Origin of the sequence: Kitasatospora sp. NPDC089913 (genome assembly GCF_044748625.1) — a bacterium.
GTDB lineage: Bacteria > Actinomycetota > Actinomycetes > Streptomycetales > Streptomycetaceae > Kitasatospora.
Genome location: NZ_JBIVGI010000023.1, coordinates 104421 through 121731, shown reverse-complemented (window position 1 = coordinate 121731; position 17311 = coordinate 104421). Strand labels below are relative to the sequence as shown.

Below are 17311 nucleotides of genomic sequence, written 5' to 3'. Positions count from 1 at the left end.
TACAGAAGACCTTTCCGTGGACCATTTCGTCAAGACGGTCCGCCGGTGCGTCAGGACGGTCCGCCGGTGCGTCAGGACGGTCCGCCGGTGCGTCAGGACGGCCGCACCGTCGGGCAGGACGCTTCCGCTCCGCGCCGGGAGGAGCCCACCGTTCGTCAGGACGGCCGCGCCGGGGGAGCGGCGGCGCGCGGGATCGTCCCAGCGGCCCCCGGCGGTGCCCCGGCGGCCCCCGGCGGAGCCCCGGTGACCGGCCCCGTCCGCGGAAACGGCTCAGCGCTGCTCGACCAGCCCCAGCAGCCAGAAGTTGGCGTACTGCCCGGCGGCCGTGGCGGTCGGGTCGGCGGGGCGGCCGTTCCGGCCCAGCCGGACCCGCACCTCGTCCAGCGACACCGAGGCGCCGCACGAGTAGCCGAGGGGTGCGTAGGTCTCGTCGGGTCCGCAGAGCACGGACACCACCCGACGCGCGGCCGGGAATCGCAGCACGATCTGCTGGTGGTCGGCGTACGCGACCTCCAGGTTCAACGCCAGGTGCGCCCCGCCGACCAGGTACCAGCCGCTGCCGGGCCGGTCCTGCCGCAGGACCCCGGCCAGTGTCCGCAGGCGGCCCGTACCGAACCCGCCGGGCCGGGGGAACCCGCCGGGACCGCCCTGGCCGGGCGGCCCGCCGACGGCTCCGTAGCCGCCGAAGTCGTCGGAGGCCCCGAACGCGTCGAAGCCGCCGAACAGGCCGGAGTCCCCGAGCAGGCCGGAGCCCCCGGCCGCTGCCGGTTCGTCACCGGCCGCCGGGCCGCCCGGGCGCGGTGGTGTCCCGGGCCCGACGGCCGCCGTAGCGAGCACCGCGACGGCCGCCACCGCCGCCGCCACCCTCAGTCGCCGCACCGTCCCGCCTCTCCGTCGCGGCCGACGCCCGCCCGCACCACCGACGGACCATCCGACCACGCACCACCCCCGGCCCGGCCGCCCGCCGTGCCGCCCCGCGGCCACGACCACCCGCCCGGGCGACACCGGCCGCCGGCGCGCCCGCGCGGCCCGGCCGCGTGGTACGGCGGACGCCGTCGGGGCCGGGGGCCGGCCCGGACGGCCGGTCAGCGGCCCGCCCCGGTCAGCGGTCCGGGCCGCTCACCAGGTGTCCCCGGCCTGCGACCAGCGGGCCCGGGCCTCGTGCTCCGCGTCCAGGTGGCCGTCCAGTCGCCAGCGTGCCACGTCGTAGTCGGGCAGGTGGCTCCAGGCCTCGGCGGCCGTCAGCAGGTACCGCCAGAGCCGGCTGAGCCGAGCCATGAGCTCCTCGAACTCCTCGTCGAAGGCCGCGACGTCCCGGTCCCCACCGCTCTCCCCGGCGGGCCCGGAGGCGTGGCCGGCCGCCTCCGCCGCGTGCCCGGCGAGCGTGCCGAGCACCTCCCGCGCGCTCCCGGTCAGGGCGGTGACCGTCTGGGTCAGGGCCGCTCCGACCAGCTCCTCCTCGCCCCGCGGCCCCGGGGCCGCGTCCCGCAGCAGCACGACCCGCCGCTCGATGAACCCGGCCAGCCCGTCGATGTCCTCCACGGTGATGTCCGCGGTGTACCGCAGCGCCGGTCGCCGAATGTCCGTCATCCCGGTGTCCCCTCCGTCGACTTCCTCGAAATCCCTTCGAGGGCCGGGCCGGCACCCCCGCCACCGCGTCCGGTCCGCACCCCCGAACCTCGGATATGGCACCGGCACCGGGGGCGGCAAACCCGGCGCACGGGAGCATTCCGGTGGCGCGGCCCGGGCGGGCAACCGGCACGCGGGGGCGGGGGCGGGGGCGGGGAGGCGGGCGGGACCGGGCGGACGACCGTCAGGGCCGGGTGAAGGTGAGGTGGGTGACCCGGCTCGGGCTGGTGACGGACTCGATCCGGAAGCGCTTCTCCAGCCCTTCCAGCCCGTCCCACAGCCGCTCGCCCCGGCCGAGCAGTACGGGCACCACGACCACGTGCAGATGGTCGACCAGGTCGGCGGCGAGGAAGGCGCGGACGGTGCTCGGGCCGCCGCCGATCCGGACGTCCAGGCCGCCGGCGGCCTCCCGGGCGAGGGCGAGGACCTCGTGCGGGGTGCCGTCGACGAAGTGGAAGGTGGTGCCGCCCGCCATCTCCACGGTGGGCCTGGGGTAGTGGGTGAGGACGAAGACCGGGGTGCGGAACACCGGGTGCGGGCCCCACCAGCCGTTCCAGTCGTGGTCCTGCCACGGGCCGCGCTGCGGACCGAACTTGTTGCGCCCCATGATCTCCGCGCCGATCCCGTCGCCCCAGGCCCGGGCCATGGCATCGTCCACGCCGGTCTCCCCGCCCTCGCCGCCCTGCATGGCCCGGAAGGTGTGGGTGTGGAAGAACCAGCTGTGCAGCCGGTCGCCGGCGTGGCCGAACGGTGCCTCCAGGCTCTGTCCCTCGCCCGTGCCGTAGCCGTCGAGCGAGACCGAGAAGTTGTGGACGCGGACCAGGGACACGGGGCACCTTCCGACGGGCGGGGTTCGGCGCGGCGGAGGGGCCGCGTCCGGCTCGCGCCGACTTTAGTGCGGGCCCGTCCGGTTCGGCCGGGGACGCGCCGCCCGGCCGGTCAGCACCGCCCCGGCCGGTCAGCGTCGGCCTTGCCGGCCACGGTCCGTCAGTGCCTGTCCGTCAGCGCCGACCCGTCAGCGCCGGAACCACCCGGCGAGCCTGGCCCACCAGCCGCGCCGGGGCCCGGGGACGAGTGCGGGCGAGGGCCCGACCGGCGTCGGTCCGGCGAACGGCGTCGGCGCGGCGAACGGCGGGCCGGAGCGAGTCGGGCCGGAGGATCCCGGAGCCGCGGCACCCGGAGCCGCGGCGGGCGCGGCGGCCGGGGGAGCGGCGGCCTCGGCGGGCTGCCGCTCGCGCGGGGTGAACTCCACCGGCAGCGCGACCAGATGGCGCGAGATCCAGGCCGAGGTCCAGGTCAGTTCCTCCTCCGGTACGGCGAGCCGGAGGTCGGGCAGCAGGGTGAGCAGGCAGTCGATCCCGGTCTCCGCGATCGCCCGCCCGATGTCCTGGCCCGGACACTCGTGCGGTCCGCTGCCGAAGGACAGGTGGGACCGGTTGCCGTGCAGCGGCTTCGCCAGGTCGGGCCGGACGACCGGGTCGACGTTCCCGGCGGCGAGGCCGAGCAGCAGCATGTCCCCGGCCCGGATCCGCTGCCCGCCGAGCAGGGTGTCCCCGGTGGCCCAGCGGCCGGCGACCAGCGACATCGGCGGGGCGTCCCAGAGGACCTGGTCGAGCGCGTCCGGCACGGTCATGTGGCCGCCCGACAGGTGGGCCCGGAACCGCTCGTCGGTGAGGATCATCTTCAGGGTGTCGGCGATCAGGTTGACGGTCGTCTCGTTCGCGGCGAGCAGCACGACCCGCAGGTGCTCCAGCACCTCGTCGTCCGTCAGCCCGGCCCCGTGCTGCATCAGCCGGGTGCAGAGGTCGGCGCCGGGGTCGGTCCGCTTGCGCTCGACCAGCCGGCGCAGGGCCGCGACCACGTGGTCGTTGCTGGCGATGGCGGTCTCGGTGCCCTTCATGAGGTCCCGGGCCGCGTCGACCAGGCGCGGGCCGTACTCCTCGGGCATGCCGACCAGCTGTGTCATCACCAGCATCGGCAGGTGCTCGGCGAAGCGGCTCACCAGTTCGGCCCGCCCGGCCGACCCGAACTCCTCGACCAGTTCGGCGGTGTACCGGGTGACGAAGCGCCGGACGCCGCGCCGGTCGGTGCCGTTCAGGCCGTCGGTGACGGCGCCGCGCAGCCGCCGGTGCTCGGCGCCGTCGGCGAAGACACAGAGCGGCTGCCAGGCGATGACCGGCATCAGGGGCGAGTCGGCCCCGACCCGCCCCTCCTGGAACGCCCGCCAGCGGCGCGAGTCCCGGGAGAAGCGGGAGGGCGTGCGCATCACGGTGAGGTTGGCGGAGTGGCCGAGGACCAGCCAGGCCGGCAGGTCGCCGTGCAGCAGGACGGGCGCGACCTCCCCGTACTCGGCGCGCAGCTTCTCGTACAGGCCGGAGGGGTCGGCCTCGGCCTCGGGCCCGTAGAGGCGGCGGAGTTCGGCGACGGGCAGCTCGTCGAGGGCGGGCCGGTCGCTCCCCGGCTCGGTGCTCCCCGGTTCGGCACTCGCGGATCCGGCACTCGCGGATCCGGTGCTCGCCGATCGGGCGGGGCTCGGGATGCCGGTCCCCCGGGCGTCCGCCCCCGGGGCGTCGGCCCCGTGGGCGGGGCAGCCGGCCGGCGGGGCGAGGGGGGCGTCGTCGCGGAACGGGGTGGTCACGGTGTCTCCGGAGGTCGTCGTCGACGGGGGTGGGGGTGGGGCGGGGCCGACGGTGCGCTCACCGCGCGGCCCGCGACCCCGCCAGGTCGTAGAGGTAGTGCATGAGGGCGAGCAGCACGTCCCGGCCGGACTCGCGGACCCGGGCGTCGCAGGCGACGATCGGGACCTCGGGCGGCAGGTCCAGGGCGAGCCGCAGTTCCTCGTCCGGGTGGGCGGGCGCGCCGGGGAAGGCGTTGGCGGCGACCACGAAGGGCACCCCGCGGTCCTCCAGCCGCCCGATCACGTCGAAGCTGACCTCCAGCCGACGGGTGTCGACCAGCACCACCGCGCCGAGGGCCCCCTCGAACAGGCCGTTCCACAGGAACCAGAACCGCTCCTGCCCGGGGGTGCCGAAGAGGTACAGCACCAGTTCGTCGCTGATGCTGATCCGGCCGAAGTCCATCGCGACCGTGGTCTCGGACTTCCGCTCGATCCCGGCCAGGTCGTCGACGTCGGCCCCGGCCTGGGTCATCGTCTCCTCGGTGGTCAGCGGGCGGATCTCGCTCACCGCGCCGACCAGGGTGGTCTTGCCGACGCCGAAGCCGCCGACGACGACCACCTTGACGGCCGCGGTGGCCGAGTCCGGCAGCAGGTCCTCGTCGGCCGGCCCGCGCACCGTGTCAGAGGCGCTGAAGTCCATGCATCACCGCCTCCAACAGGGCACGGTCGGGGAGAAGCGCGGCCGGGACCGAGGCGCGCGCCTCGACCCGCTCCTCGGCCACGAGGTCGGCCAGCAGCACGGTGACCGCGCTGACCGGCAGCCGCAGGTAGGCGGAGATCTCGGCCACCGAGAGCGGCGATCCGCACAGGCGCAGGATCGCCGCGTGCTCGGGCGGCATCGAGGGGGTGGGCTCCGCACGGGAGACGATCAGGGTGACCAGGTCCAACGCGGCCCGTCCGGCCGGTTGGGAGTGGCCGCGCGTGATCACGTAGAAGCGTTCCGGGGCGTCCTCGCCCCAGTCCCGGCCGGCTGTGCTCATGCGACGGGCTCGCCCCTTCGGGGAGGCGTACTGAGGTGCTCGCCGATCCGGGCGACCAGGTCGCGCATCCGCTGGCCCATCAGCCCGGCGTCCACGCCCTCGTCGGCCAGTACCGCGAGGAAGGCCCGGGCGCCGGCCGCCATCATGTAGAAGAAGCCGCCGCCCATCTCGATCACCACCAGCCGCATCCGGCCGTCCCCGTGCGGGAACTCGTGGCCCACGGCCGCCGCCAGACTCTGCAGACCGGCGCACGCGGCGGCGAGCCGGTCGGCGGTGTCGGTCTCGGTGCCGTGCTGGGCCATCCGCAGGCCGTCCGCGGAGAGCACGATGACGTTCCGGACGTGCGGAACCTCGTCCGCCAACTGCTTGAGCAGCCAGTCCATGTTGGTCCGTGGCTGAATCACCGCTCGTCCCTCCGCGTCGAGTCCCCGTTGTCGTGGTCGGCCGCCGGCCCGGTGCCGTTGACCCCCTCGGTGAAGGCGGCCAGCCAGAGGCCGGGCTGCACCGCCCCCGCCGGGGCCGAAGGATCGGCGCCGGGCCGGTCCGGTGGGCCGCCGGACCCGTCACCCCGGCCGGTCGGGCCCGCCGAGCCGTGCACGGCCGGTGGGCCGCCCGGGACCGAGGAGCCGTTCACGCCCGGGGCGCCGTTCACGCCCGGGGTGCCGTTCGCGCCCGCCGCGCCGCCCCGGGACGCCGCCCGGCCGGTCGTGCCGCCGGAGCGGGAGGTGGTGGTGCGGGTCGTCTGGGCGACCCCGATCCGGGCGGTCGGCGCGGCGTGCCGACGCCGGCGGGGCAGCCCGGTGGCGGTGCGCTCGGTGACCACCGGCACGTCCTCCCCGCCGCTGAGCGGCCCCGGCAGCGAGCCGGAGAGCGGCCGCCGCGGCGGCGGCGAGGTGTGCGAGCGGCGGTCGTCCACCGGCTCCGGACCGGACGAGCCGGTCACACCGATGCCGTGGGCCCGCCCGGTGGCGGGCGCGGTCGTGATCAGCTCCTGCGGCACGACCAGCACCGCGCGCACCCCGCCGTAGGCCGAGGGGCGCAGCGAGACCTGGAAGCCGTACGCCCGGGAGAGCCGGCCGACGACGGCGAGGCCGAGCCGGGGGGTCTCGCCCAGCTCGTTGAGGTCGATGCCGGCCTGCGCCTCCAGCAGCATCCGCTCGGCGCGGGCCCGGCCCTCCTCGCTGAGGCTGAGCCCGCCGTCCTCGATCTCGATCGCGATGCCGGTCTGCACCTCGACGGCGGTCAGGTGCACACCGGTGTGCGGCGGCGAGTAGCGGGTGGCGTTGTCGAGGAGTTCGGCGACCGCGTGGATGAGCGGCTCGACCGCCGGGCCGATCACCGCCACCTCGGAGACCGGGTGCAGCTCGACCCGCTGGAAGTCGAGGATCCGCGACATGCCGCCTCGCAGGACGCTGTAGAGCGGCACGGCCCGGTTCCACTGACGGCCCGGCCGCGCGCCGCCGAGGACGGCGATGCTGTCGGCCAGGCGGCCGATCAGGGCGTTGCCGTGGTCGACCAGCAGCAGGTCGTCGAAGACCGCGGGGTCGTTGCCGTGCCGGTGCTCCATGACGCGCAGTTCGGCGGCCTGCCGGTGGACGATCGCCTGCACGCGGCGGGCGATGTTGACGAAGGAGCGCCGTGACGACTCGCGCAGCGCCTCCTCGTTCTCGACGGTCTCCAGTACGGCGCGCAGCAGGGTCTGCTGCGCGGTCCGGAACTCCGCGCCGACCGTGACGTCCTGGAGGGTGTACGCGTTGACCACGTCCTCCAGGCCCTCGCCGTGGGTGAGCCGGGCCATGGCGGCGGGCAGGACCGACTTGGCCAGCCGGATGTACTCGGTCTCCTGCCGGGTGAGCCGGCGGATCAGTTCACCCTCGCGCTGGACGGCCCGCGCGCGCAGTTCCTCCGTCGCCCGGCCCCGGCGGGCGGCCTCGGCGGCGACCAGGACCACGGCCAGGGTGCCCACCACCGCGCAGACGGCGATGCGCGGACGCGAGTCGGGGGTGGCCGTGGCCACGGCGGCGGCGGCCACGGCGGCCGTCACGACGGTGGGCAGGAGCCAGACGAGCACGGGGGCGGAGCGCCGGCGTCCGGGTGACGAACCAGCACCAAGCATTCAGCATCCTCAAACGATCGGAAGAGTGGGGGAACGGGACAGTGGTGGCCGGTGGGCCTCGGGGGTTCGGAGCGGTGGGCGGGGACGCGCGGGTGGTGCGCGGGTGGTGCGGCGGCCGGGCGGGTCTCCGCCGTGCGGCGCCCGGGGACGGCGGGCGCGCGCACCGGAGGGAACGGTCCGGCCGGACCTCCGGACCCGTTGCCGGGCCGGTGATGGCACCAGGTTTACCGCGCCCCGCGCGCCCCGAACCGGCGCTCGCCCCCGGTTCGCCAATGCGAGCGGTCTCCGGGTGAACTTGCCCCGAGCAAGGGCCACTTCGTGCTAGGGCGCGGATCCGGGCGGTGTGGGCGGCGCCCGGGACGTCAGCCCGGGGCCGGTCCGCGTCCACCGAAATGATGAGCCGTCGAGGCCCCGGTCCGGGTGACGGGGAAGGCGGTGGGGCGGGCCAGGCCGGCGGCGAGGGCCGGGAAGGCGCCGCGGGAGCGCCGCGAGGGAACGAGGGGTCAGACGGGGCGGACGGCGCGGGGGCCGGTCACCCCGGCGCCGAGGGCGGTGACCCGGGCGCGCAGGTCCCGGTCGGCGGTGACGACCAGGCAGCGCCGACCGGGGCGGGCGGCGAGGGCCGCCGCGACGATCTCGACGATCAGGTCGTCACCGCTGCCGCCGGCGGCCTCGACGCGCACCCCGGGTGCGGCCGTCACTCCCCGGGCCGCGCCCTCGACCACGAGCAGTACCTCCAGCGGGCCGGTCCGGGCCCAGGGCGGGACGTCGGCCCGCTCGCCCGGGACCCCGTGGTCGGCGACGGGCGCGAGCGCGTCCCGCAGCCGCTCGGCCGCACCGCGCCGGTCCCGCCACCAGCCGTCGGGGACCGAGCCCACGACGTTGGCGCCGTCCACCACGAGCAGCGGCAGCTCCGGGACGGCCTCGCCGGCCTCGCTCTCACCCATGGCCGGTCAGTCTGCCACGGACCTGCGGCGCGACGCGGGGACCGGCGCGGAGCGCGCGAGGGGGCGTGCGGGCCGGGCGGTGCGGTGCCGGTCAGCCGCCCGTGCCGGTCCGCTCAGAGGTCGGGGAAGCACTCCTCGGCGAACTCCCCGCCGAACAGCTGCTGCGCGTGGGTGAGCATCCGGCGGGCGTACACGGGGTTCCGGGCCAGCGCGGAGTAGCCGTCCCCCTCGACGGTCAGCAGCCCGCAGGTGGCGGCGAGGTAGACGTCCAGCCCCGGGTACATCAGCTCGACGCACGGGATGTCGTCCACGTCGAGCGCGAGCACCGGGTACTCGCCGTGCGCGTCGCCCGCGCCGGTCACCAGGACCCGGCGCGAGTCGGAACCGCCCGGCAGCAGGAAGCACTCGTCGAAGCGGTCCGAGACGCCGTCGAAGCAGGAGCCCCAGAGCTCGCCGAGTTCGTCCCGCGCCAGTTCGCCCAGGGGACGGGGCGTGAAGCGGTCGTCCTCGTCGAGCCAGCCGAACCGGCGCAGCAGCCCGGTGTCGAAGGCCAGCCAGCGCCGCAGGCTCGGCGGGAGCGGTCGGCCGCTGGGGAAGACCGCGCCGGCCGCCGCGCCGGTCGGCAGCGGCCGGGGCTCGCCGGTCAGCCACGGCCCGGCCCACGCGCTGTAGTCCAGGATCGGCCGGTGCGGGTCCGCCTCGACGGAGATGATCACGCGCTCGACGAGCGCGATGCCGTGCTCGGCGGCCGGGGGGATCGGGGTCACGGGGTTCATCGGGCTCGGTGTCCTGTCCGCGAATCGCTCGACTGGTGCTCGGTCGCGCCGAATCTACGGCCCGCCACCGACAACACCCGGCGCGGGGGGACGGGCGTCCCCGACAGGGTCCGGCCCCGGGGGGCCGGGAGGACCGGGAGGCCCGACCGCCGGGACCGGACCCGCGGGTGCACGGACCCGATCTGACGGGCCGTCCGGCCCGCGCTCTAGGATCGACGGTTCACGAAACATCGATCCCGGAGGTCACAGCCATGTCGGACCAGCGCGTAGTCGTCGTCACCGGCGGAGGGAGCGGCATCGGCGAGGCCACCGCGCGGCTGCTGCGGGCCGAGGGTCACCACGTGGTGGTGTCCGGCCGTCGGCGCGAGCCGCTGGAGCGGGTCGCCCGGGAGACGGGGGCGCTCGCGCACGTCTCCGACACCACCGAACCGGACGGCGTCCGCGGTCTGGTCGCGGCCGCCGTCGCCGCCTACGGCCGGATCGACGGACTGGTGCTCAACGCCGGTGTGGGCCGGGGCGGTTCGGTGGGCGAGGTGACACCGGAGGACTGGGAGCTGGTGATGCGGACCAATCTCACCGGCCCCTTCCTGCTGCTGCGCGAGGCGCTGCCGCACCTGCTGGTCGCGCGCGGCGCGGTGGTGGCGGTCGCCTCCGTCTCCGCGCTGCGCAACGGCGCCGGCAGTGCCGCGTACGCGACCTCGAAGGCCGCGCTGCTCCAGCTCTGCCGCTCGCTCGCCGTCGACTACGGTCGGCTCGGCCTGCGGGCCAACACCGTCTGTCCGAGCTGGGTGCGCACCGAGATGGCGGACCGCAGGATGGCGCGCTTCGCCGAGGAGGCCGGGCTGGCCGGGGGTGTCGACCAGGCCTACCGCGAGGCGACGGCGCTGACCCCGGCGGGCCGGCCGGGGGAGCCGGAGGAGGTGGCCGCCGCGATCGGCTGGCTGCTCTCCCCGGCCGCGGGTTATGTGAACGGCGCGGTGCTCACGGTCGACGGCGGGGTGACCGCGCTGGACCCCGGTACGGCGGCCTTCGGACTCCGGATGGAGCCGCGCTCGGACGGCTGACCGGAAGGCCGGTCGAGCGGCCGCTCGGTCGAGTGGCCGCCCGACCGGCCGGAGCGATGCATTTCAGTCATTGAAAGGCTGAAATCAGCAAGCGGCTTCGAAGATAAGGCTGGACGGTAATCCTCCGCTTGAATCGATGGCAGCATGTGAGGTGTGAAGCATGAAATGTCACATGGCTTCACTCTGCCGTCCCTACCCACGAACGGGAAAAGCCCGATGAATCGGCCCCTTGCCATCCTCGCCACCAGCGCCGCCCTGACCCTCGCCGGTGTGCTCCCCGGTACCGCGCTCGCCGCCGACGCGGCCGCCTCCCCGAGCGTCCCGGGGACCTGCGCCACCAGCTACCGGGGCGTGGTGGTCAACGAGATCTGCGCCATCGTCAGCGGCGACCAGGTGACCTTCCACGGCCGGACCACGCCGACCAGTGTCAGCTGGACCCCTCGCCCGGTGCCGTTCCGCCTCACCGCGAGGATCGTCGACGGCGCGGAGATCGGCACCGTCACGCAGACCGTCAACGTCAGCTGGTCGGCCACCCCGGTGGGCCGGATCTCCGGCGCCCTGCCGTGCGGCTCCACCGCCGAGGCGACCCTCGAAACCACCCAGTGGGGGTGGCCGCCGGCCGCCGTCACCCTCTCCGTCGCGGCGTCCTGCTGATCCCCGCAGAGACGTCCGCACGGCGAAGGGCCCTGCCTGGTCGGCCAGGCAGGGCCCGTCTTCCTTCGGTGCGTCAGCCGTTCCGGGCCGTTGCCGGCCGTTCGGCGCCCGCTCCCCCCGTTTCCCGACCGGGAGCCGCCCACACGGTCCCGGTCGGTGCTCAGTGCGCCCAGTGGGCTCCGGGGCCGGACCGGCTCAGCCGGGCCAGCCGGACCAGGGCGACCGGGTGGTGCCCGGCCTTGCGGGGGGAGGGGGAGAGTCGGACCGTGGACCCGGCCTCGGCCGGGCCGTCGGTCGCCGGTCCGGCGGTCGCGCTCGACGCGTGGTGGCGTGCAGTCATCACTCGGGATCCCTCCTGGTCGGGGAGCGGCTGCCCCGCTCGCTCGCCAATGACCACCAGGGAACCGGCCCGGCCCGGCCGGATCAATGCGGGTGACTACCTATCGGCGGGCGGGAACGCTGGGGGCGCCCGCCGCGCGGCACCCACGCGGGCCGGCCGACCGGTCGCCGGGCCGGCTGCGGGTGACCCCGGCCCACCCCGGCCCACCCCGCGCACCGCTCGGCCGCCGTCCTCACCCGCCCGCGCCCGCCGTCCTCACCCGCCGCCCCCGCCCGCCGGGTCCTCGGCGTCCGCCCGGGCCAGCGCCTGCGCCGTCCCGGCCCGTCCGGTGCCCAGCTTGGCCAGCACGTTCGCCACGTGGTGCTCCACCGTGCGCGGTGACAGGAAGAGGGCCTGGGCGATGTCCTGGTTGCCCGTCCCCTGCGCGAGCAGCTCCGCCACCTGACGTTCGCGCGGCGACAGCCGCTTGCCGTAACCCCGGCGGCCCGGCGAGCCGATCCCGCCGAGATCGAGGTCCCGGCGCAGCTTCCGGCAGCGGGCGGTGTCCGTGGTGGCTCCCAGCTCCAGGTAGACCCGCTCGGCGGCGGTCATCCGCTCCGCCGCCCGCGCCCGGTCGCGCGCGGCCAGCGCGGCGGCGATCCGCTCGTCGGCCCGCGCCGCCTCGTACGGCCGCCCGATGTCCTGCCAGTGGTCCCGGGCCCGGGTGAACGCCTCCGCCGCCCCCGGATCGCCGTCCGCCTCCAGCAGCAGCCCCCGGGCGAGGTGCAGCGCCGCCGTCACGGCCGGCGCGTCCCGGTCGGTGAGGGACTCCGTCGCCTCCTCGACGACCCCCGCGGCCTCGGCCCGCCCGCCCGTCGCGAGCAGCGCCTCGACGGCGACCGGCAGCAGATCGGCGGTGCGCGCCCAGGCGTCGGCCTGCCGGGCCGTGGCCAGCGCCGGCCCCACCGTGCCGGCGGCCCCGGCAGTGTCGCCCTCCAGCAGCTGGAGGCCGCCGAGCCCGGCGGCCGCCCGCAGCGCCACCGTCACCTGCGACTCCCGCTGGCCGAAGCGGGCGGCGATCTCGAGCTCCTCCCGGGCCAGCGCCAGCCGGCCCCGCCCCGCCGCGAGCCGCCCGAACAGCAGCGAGCGCTCGGCACCGGCCATCGCCAGGTCGTCGAACTCCGCTCCCAGCCGGGCGAACCGGGGCTCCACCAGGTCCCAGCGCCCGGCCAGCATGTCGAGCCGGATCAGCGCCAGCCGGCTGTAGCACTCCAGGTACGGAATGCCCGTCAGCCGGGCCAGCCGGCGGCTCTCCTCCAGCAGGTTCGCGGACCGCCGGTCGTAGCCCAGCTCGATCGCGATCTCGCCCGCGTTGTACAGCGCCCGGGTGGTCTGCCGCATCACCTCGGGGCGCTCGGAGTCGCGCGGCAGCTCGTCCAGCCGGTCCCAGACCGCCGGATCGGCGTCCCGGGCCTGGAAGGTGAGCGTGGTGGCCCGCACCGCGGCGGACACGTCCTCGTCCGGGTTGGCCGCCAGCAGGCCCTCCGCCCGGGCGAGCCACTCCCCGGCCCGGCGGCCGGCCCCGTCGCGCTCGTCCATGGCGATCGCCACCATGGCCCGCGCCGCCCGCACCGGGCGCTCCTCCAACTCCTCCAGGGACTCCCGGATCCGGTCGAAGCCCGCGCGGTTGCCGCTGTGCACCGCCATCAGGAACCCGAGCGCGAGCCGGATCTCGCCCCGGTCGGCGACCGGCAGCCGGGGGTCGGCGACCATGCCGCTCAGCACCTGCACGCTGGCCGCCGGGTCGACGTCGTCGGCCGCCAGCCGGGCCAGCGCCAGGGCCGCCCGCCCGCGGCGGCGCGGGTCGAGGTCGGGCTCGTCGAGCAGACCGCGCAGCATCCGCCGGGCACCGCCCGGGTCGCCGAGGGCGGCGGCCTGGTCGGCGGCGGCCTGGGCGAGGTCCTGCCAGGCCGGGCGGTCGCCCATGGCCAGGGTGTGTTCGGCGATCCGGGCCAGCGGCCGGGGCTCCCTGGTCCCCAGCGCGGCCGCGGCCCGCTGGTGCAGGACCCGGCGCCGCGGCCCGGCGATCCGCCCCTGCGCGACCTGGCGGGCGGCCGGGGAGCGGAAGGCGTAGCGGTCCGGTGCGGTCTCCCGCAGGACGGCAGCGTGCAGCGCCTCGGTCAGGCCGTCGGCCCCGGCCTCGGCGTCCAGTCCGGCGACGGCGGTCAGCAGCGCCTCGTCGGCCGGCGCCCCGAGGACGGCGGCGGCCGCCACGACGGCGGCGCCGTCGCCGCCCAGGCGGGCGAGCCGCTCGGTCACCGCGTCGCGCAGTCCGCGCGGGATGTCGGCGGCGGCCAGGACGGCCGCCGGGTCGACGGGGGCGGTACGCGCGGCGGAGGCACCCGCGCGGTCGGCCGGGGCGCGCTCGGCGAGTGCGGCGTCGGTGGGCGCGCGGCCGGCCGCGGTGCGCTCGGCCAGGGTGCGCTCGGCCGTCGTGTGCTCGGCCAGGGTGTGCAGGTCCTCCTCGACGGCCAGCGGCAGACCCTCGCTGCGCTCGTGCAGGACCCGCGCGAGGTCGGGCGTCGCCGCCGGGCCGAGTACCGACCGGGCCAGCGCCGCGACCGCCGTCTCGTCCAGGGGTTGCAGCCGCTCCAGCCGCACCGGCGCGTCGACATCCCCCCGCCCACCGGTCGGGTCCGGCGCCGGACGGAAGACCGCGCCGGGCGCCGGGGCACCGGGCGGCAGCTCCTCGGGACGGTAGGTGAGCACCAGCGCGAGCCGCGGCGGCAGGTCACGGGCCAGCCGCACCAGCAGGTCGAGGGTCGCGTCGTCGGCCCACTGGAGGTCCTCGACCACCAGCACCGGGGCGTCGAGCGTGGTGAGCAGCGCCCGCACCCCCTGGGCGAGCAACCGGCGCGCGGACAGCAGGGTCCCGCCGTCCGGCGGCACGGTCGGCAGCTGGGCGGCGAGATCGGGCAGCACCAGGCGCAGCGCCCCCGTGCTGGGCGGCAGCTCGGCGGGCGGCGGCAGCAGGGCGGCGGCGTCCCGCAGCGCGTCGACCACGGGCCCGAACGGCTCCGGTTCGCGCAACGGGTGGCACCGGCCGAGCAGCACCGGCCGACGGGGGGCGGTCCCGCCCCCGGAGGTCCCGCCCAGCGCCCGGACCGCCTCGGCGACCAGCCGCGACTTGCCGCTGCCCGCCTCGCCCTCGACGAGCAGGACGGCCGGGGGCCGGGCGAGCGCGTCCGTCAGCCGGGCGAGTTCACCGGCCCGGCCCACGAAGGCGGCCCCCGGGGCTCCCCCCTCCGGCGCGGCCGGCGACGACGGCCGGTTCATCGGCGCCGCGCCCGGCCGCGCCCGGCGCGGCCGTCGGCACCCCGGCGCGGGGCGGATCCAGTCTGAGCGGGCATACCCCCATGATGCCCGCGCCCGACGGGGTGGCACCGGGCGGGTGGGTCGGTGGCCCGCACGGGGCAGCGTCCCGCGGCCCCGTCCGGACGGCCCGGTCTCAGACGGCCTGGTACGCGGCCGGGTCCCCGCCGGGAGCGGGACGACGCGGGCGGACCGGGCCGAGACCGGGGACGGCGGACAGCCGCGGCACCCCGACGGGCCGGACCACCCGCCCCGGTGCCTCGACCACCTCGCAGCCCGCCCGGGCGAACCGCCGGACGGTCTCCGCGGCCGCCCGGTCGTCGAGCGCGAACACGAACGGGCCCGGCACCAGCACGACGTCCACCCAGCGGCGCTCGGCCGCCACCAGCAGGTTCTCCAGCGCCGGCAGCGGTTCCCGGGTGCTGAGCCCGTGGTCGGTGTACACGTCCGGCATCGGCAGGGCGAGCCGGTCGGCCAGCTGCTCCATGGCCGTGCGCATGTAGTCGGCCTCCCGCGCGTCGTAGGGCCGGCACCGCAGGTACACCGCGGCCCGCCGCATCGTCGGACGTGCCGCTCGGTGGAGGTCGTGCATGCCGTTCACCTGGCTCTGGTCACTGTGCGTGCGGGGGAGGTCGGCACCGGGCGGCAGGTGGGGGAGGGGCGGGGCCGGGACGGATCCCGGGCGGCCTCGGGGCCGGTACCCAGCGGACTCCCGGAACGGTACGGGGATCAATGGGGGCCACTACCTATTGCTGTGCGGGGCCGTACGTACCGCCCCCGCCCGGGCGGCCCCTGCTGCGCCCCGACAGGCGCCGGCGGCGCCCGGACCGTGCAGGTCGGCCAGGAGTCACGTCAGCCCGGGGTCCGGTCACCAGGATTCTGGTGACCGCACTCCAGCTCGGTCCCACGACGGTCGGTGACCACGTGGTCGACAATGACGTCCTCGGGGTCACCACTCTCGAAGATCCACACGACCGGGCGCTCGTCGGCAGCGACGACCGTGAACCGGGGATCCCGCGCTCCGTCTCCCGGGATCACGGTGAATTCGTCGCCCGGTGGCAGCCAGAAGTCCTCGCCGACCGGGCCACGTTCCGAGGTGGAGGTCGGCCGTGCCGTGGTGATGCACTTTTCCGCTCGGTACCTTCCTTCCTGGGCATCGCCGTGTCCGGAGGACGCCGGATCCGGCGTCCTCCCGTGCTCCGGGGCCGGGCGTTTGGGCACTGGCCCTGCGGGGAACGGGAGTTCGACAATGCACCTGATCAGCCGACCGAAGGGCCAGGACCGTTGACTCCTCCACCGCCGGGGCGGGTCGACCCCGACCTGGCCGACCGTCTGACCGACGCGGTACTGCTCTCCGGGCTCCCGGTCGCCTTCGGCGAGGAGGGGCCCGGTGTGCGGATCCGCCCGGCCCGGCCCACCGGTGACGCCGACCGGTGCGCGGGCGCGGCGGCGCTCGACTGGCTGCCCTCCCCCCGGCTGACCGGCGCCGCCGCGATGGCCGAGCCGGGGCAGTCGGCCGGTCCGGCCCGCGAGGTGGTCGGGACGGCCATGCTCAACGCGCTCGCCGAGTTCCTGCCCGCGTTCGGTCTGGAGACCACCCGGGACGGCTCCGGCGGGGAGCTCCGCGTCGTCCCGCCGGCCGTCCCGGCGGCGGGGCTCCGCGTCCCGCCCGGGGTCCTGGTGCCCCGACCCGCCGGTCCGACTCCGGTCGAACTGGGTATGACCGCCGCCCTGTTGGAGACGCTCCGGCGCAGTGCCGCGCTCGCCGGGCTGCCCCTCGCCGCCCACCTCGGCGGCACCGGCATCACGCTGGCGCCCTGCCCGCCGGGCGAGGGTGAGGGCGACGGTGGAGCCGGGGAAGGGGCCGTCGGCGCGGGCGGCGCGGCGGACATCGGCTGGAACCCGTCCCGCCGGCTCGCCGACCTGGCCGACAGCGACCGCCCGGAGGCACCCGGCGCCGGCGCCGCCCGCGCGGCGGTCGACGCCGCGATGCGCCACGCCCTCGGCACGGCCCTGCGCGCCTGCGGCACCGAACTGCGCTGGCTGCACGCCGTCCACCGCCTGCGCGCCTACGGCGAGTCCGTCCCGACGATCCGCCGCTGACGACCCGCGGCCGACGGCGGGCAGCCGTCGGCCTGTGATGATGACGAGATGGACACGAGGACCAGCGTTCTGATGGGTGGTCGGCTCCTTCGCCCGCCGTCCGAGCTCCGTCCGGGGGAACGGGCCCGGGCGGAGGCCGTCCCGGTGACGGCGGTCCGGGACGCCGATCCGGCGGCCGCGCCGCCGGAGGTCCGGACCGTCGCGGGGGAGACGCTGTTCCTCTCGGCCGTGCAGCGGGCCGAGCTGGAGGACTTCTGCCGACGGCACGGGATCCCTGTGGTGTGCAGGCCCGACGTGTGGGGCCATCTTCTCGAACCCTTCCTCGACACGGAGTTCACACCGGCGCGGCGGGCCGCGACCGCGGCGGCCCTGGCCCGGGTGGGGCTCGACGAGGCGGCGGTGGCCGGCCTCAGGGCCGAGGTCGGCCCGCTCATGGTGGCCTACAACTCCCTGCACGGGGACTGGACCCACCTGGGCCTGGCCGACCTGCTCGACGCCGCGAGCGCCGCCACGGTGCCGGAGCGGTACCGGATCGCGCCCGACCGGCTCCCGGCCTTCCGCGCCCGGGCGATGGCGATCGCCGAGCTGGGGCACACTCCCGGCGGGCCGGGCGGCCCCTGACCGTCCGTCCGCGGACCTCCGGGATTCCGCTCCGTCGCCGCAGGTGGGTGGCC

General features: G+C 76.8%; 17 protein-coding genes. 4 read left to right on the top strand and 13 right to left on the bottom strand.

All coding sequences use genetic code 11. The features are described from left to right. Positions 1–270 precede the first annotated feature (270 nt). The 10 genes from ACIPYS_RS29295 to ACIPYS_RS29250 form a co-directional block, all read right to left on the bottom strand. Positions 271–879, bottom strand: a complete 609-nt coding sequence (locus ACIPYS_RS29295) for a hypothetical protein (RefSeq protein WP_162497186.1) — start codon at positions 877–879, stop codon at positions 271–273. 240 nt (positions 880–1119) lie between these two features. Next, positions 1120–1590 (bottom strand): hypothetical protein, encoded by a 471-nt coding sequence (locus ACIPYS_RS29290; RefSeq protein ID WP_093863985.1) that lies wholly within the window; start codon positions 1588–1590, stop codon positions 1120–1122. A gap of 223 nt (positions 1591–1813) precedes the next feature. Then, positions 1814–2458, bottom strand: a complete 645-nt coding sequence (locus ACIPYS_RS29285) for a dihydrofolate reductase family protein (protein WP_030395138.1) — start codon at positions 2456–2458, stop codon at positions 1814–1816. Positions 2459–2644: 186 nt separating this feature from the next. After that, positions 2645–4060, bottom strand: a complete 1416-nt coding sequence (locus ACIPYS_RS29280) for a cytochrome P450 (RefSeq protein ID WP_400751679.1) — start codon at positions 4058–4060, stop codon at positions 2645–2647. A 265-nt stretch (positions 4061–4325) separates the two neighbouring features. Further along, positions 4326–4946, bottom strand: coding sequence for an ATP/GTP-binding protein (locus ACIPYS_RS29275; RefSeq protein ID WP_328958804.1), 621 nt, complete (start codon positions 4944–4946; stop codon positions 4326–4328). Beyond that, the gene (locus tag ACIPYS_RS29270; RefSeq protein ID WP_093863988.1) at positions 4927–5286 is read right to left on the bottom strand and encodes a DUF742 domain-containing protein; all 360 of its coding nucleotides are present in this window, start codon (positions 5284–5286) and stop codon (positions 4927–4929) included. Before ACIPYS_RS29270 ends, ACIPYS_RS29275 begins: the two co-directional genes overlap by 20 nt. Further along, entirely contained in the window at positions 5283–5690 is a 408-nt protein-coding gene (locus tag ACIPYS_RS29265; RefSeq protein WP_093863989.1) for a roadblock/LC7 domain-containing protein, read from the bottom strand. The genes ACIPYS_RS29270 and ACIPYS_RS29265 overlap by 4 nt, the downstream gene beginning before the upstream one ends. After that, the gene (locus ACIPYS_RS29260) at positions 5687–7357 is read right to left on the bottom strand and encodes an ATP-binding protein (protein WP_400751573.1); all 1671 of its coding nucleotides are present in this window, start codon (positions 7355–7357) and stop codon (positions 5687–5689) included. Before ACIPYS_RS29260 ends, ACIPYS_RS29265 begins: the two co-directional genes overlap by 4 nt. Before the next feature lie 548 nt (positions 7358–7905). Further along, positions 7906–8349 carry an NTP pyrophosphohydrolase gene (locus ACIPYS_RS29255; protein WP_400751571.1) on the bottom strand — a complete coding sequence of 148 codons (444 nt, stop codon included), beginning with the start codon at positions 8347–8349 and terminating at the stop codon, positions 7906–7908. 113 nt (positions 8350–8462) lie between these two features. Next, complete coding sequence (locus ACIPYS_RS29250) at positions 8463–9116, bottom strand: hypothetical protein (protein ID WP_400751568.1); 654 nt, start codon at positions 9114–9116, stop codon at positions 8463–8465. 260 nt (positions 9117–9376) lie between these two features. On the opposite strand from ACIPYS_RS29250, the gene ACIPYS_RS29245 reads away from it, so the two are divergent. Together ACIPYS_RS29245 and ACIPYS_RS29240 are read left to right on the top strand one after the other, a co-directional pair. After that, positions 9377–10189, top strand: coding sequence for an SDR family NAD(P)-dependent oxidoreductase (locus ACIPYS_RS29245; RefSeq protein ID WP_400751565.1), 813 nt, complete (start codon positions 9377–9379; stop codon positions 10187–10189). A gap of 216 nt (positions 10190–10405) precedes the next feature. Continuing rightward, entirely contained in the window at positions 10406–10843 is a 438-nt protein-coding gene (locus ACIPYS_RS29240) for a hypothetical protein (protein ID WP_093863993.1), read from the top strand. 160 nt (positions 10844–11003) lie between these two features. Here ACIPYS_RS29240 and ACIPYS_RS29235 read toward each other — a convergent pair whose 3' ends face one another. The 3 genes from ACIPYS_RS29235 to ACIPYS_RS29225 all read right to left on the bottom strand — a co-directional run bounded on the left by ACIPYS_RS29235 (position 11004) and on the right by ACIPYS_RS29225 (position 15126). Next, entirely contained in the window at positions 11004–11183 is a 180-nt protein-coding gene (locus tag ACIPYS_RS29235) for a hypothetical protein (protein WP_093863994.1), read from the bottom strand. Between the two features lie 255 nt (positions 11184–11438). Beyond that, positions 11439–14498, bottom strand: a complete 3060-nt coding sequence (locus ACIPYS_RS29230) for an AAA family ATPase (protein WP_400751560.1) — start codon at positions 14496–14498, stop codon at positions 11439–11441. Between the two features lie 172 nt (positions 14499–14670). Next, positions 14671–15126, bottom strand: a complete 456-nt coding sequence (locus ACIPYS_RS29225; protein WP_400751558.1) for a hypothetical protein — start codon at positions 15124–15126, stop codon at positions 14671–14673. A gap of 692 nt (positions 15127–15818) precedes the next feature. On the opposite strand from ACIPYS_RS29225, the gene ACIPYS_RS29220 reads away from it, so the two are divergent. Together ACIPYS_RS29220 and ACIPYS_RS29215 are read left to right on the top strand one after the other, a co-directional pair. Continuing rightward, positions 15819–16637, top strand: a complete 819-nt coding sequence (locus ACIPYS_RS29220; protein ID WP_400751555.1) for a hypothetical protein — start codon at positions 15819–15821, stop codon at positions 16635–16637. Positions 16638–16685: 48 nt separating this feature from the next. Continuing rightward, complete coding sequence (locus tag ACIPYS_RS29215) at positions 16686–17258, top strand: hypothetical protein (RefSeq protein WP_400751552.1); 573 nt, start codon at positions 16686–16688, stop codon at positions 17256–17258. Positions 17259–17311 lie beyond the last annotated feature (53 nt).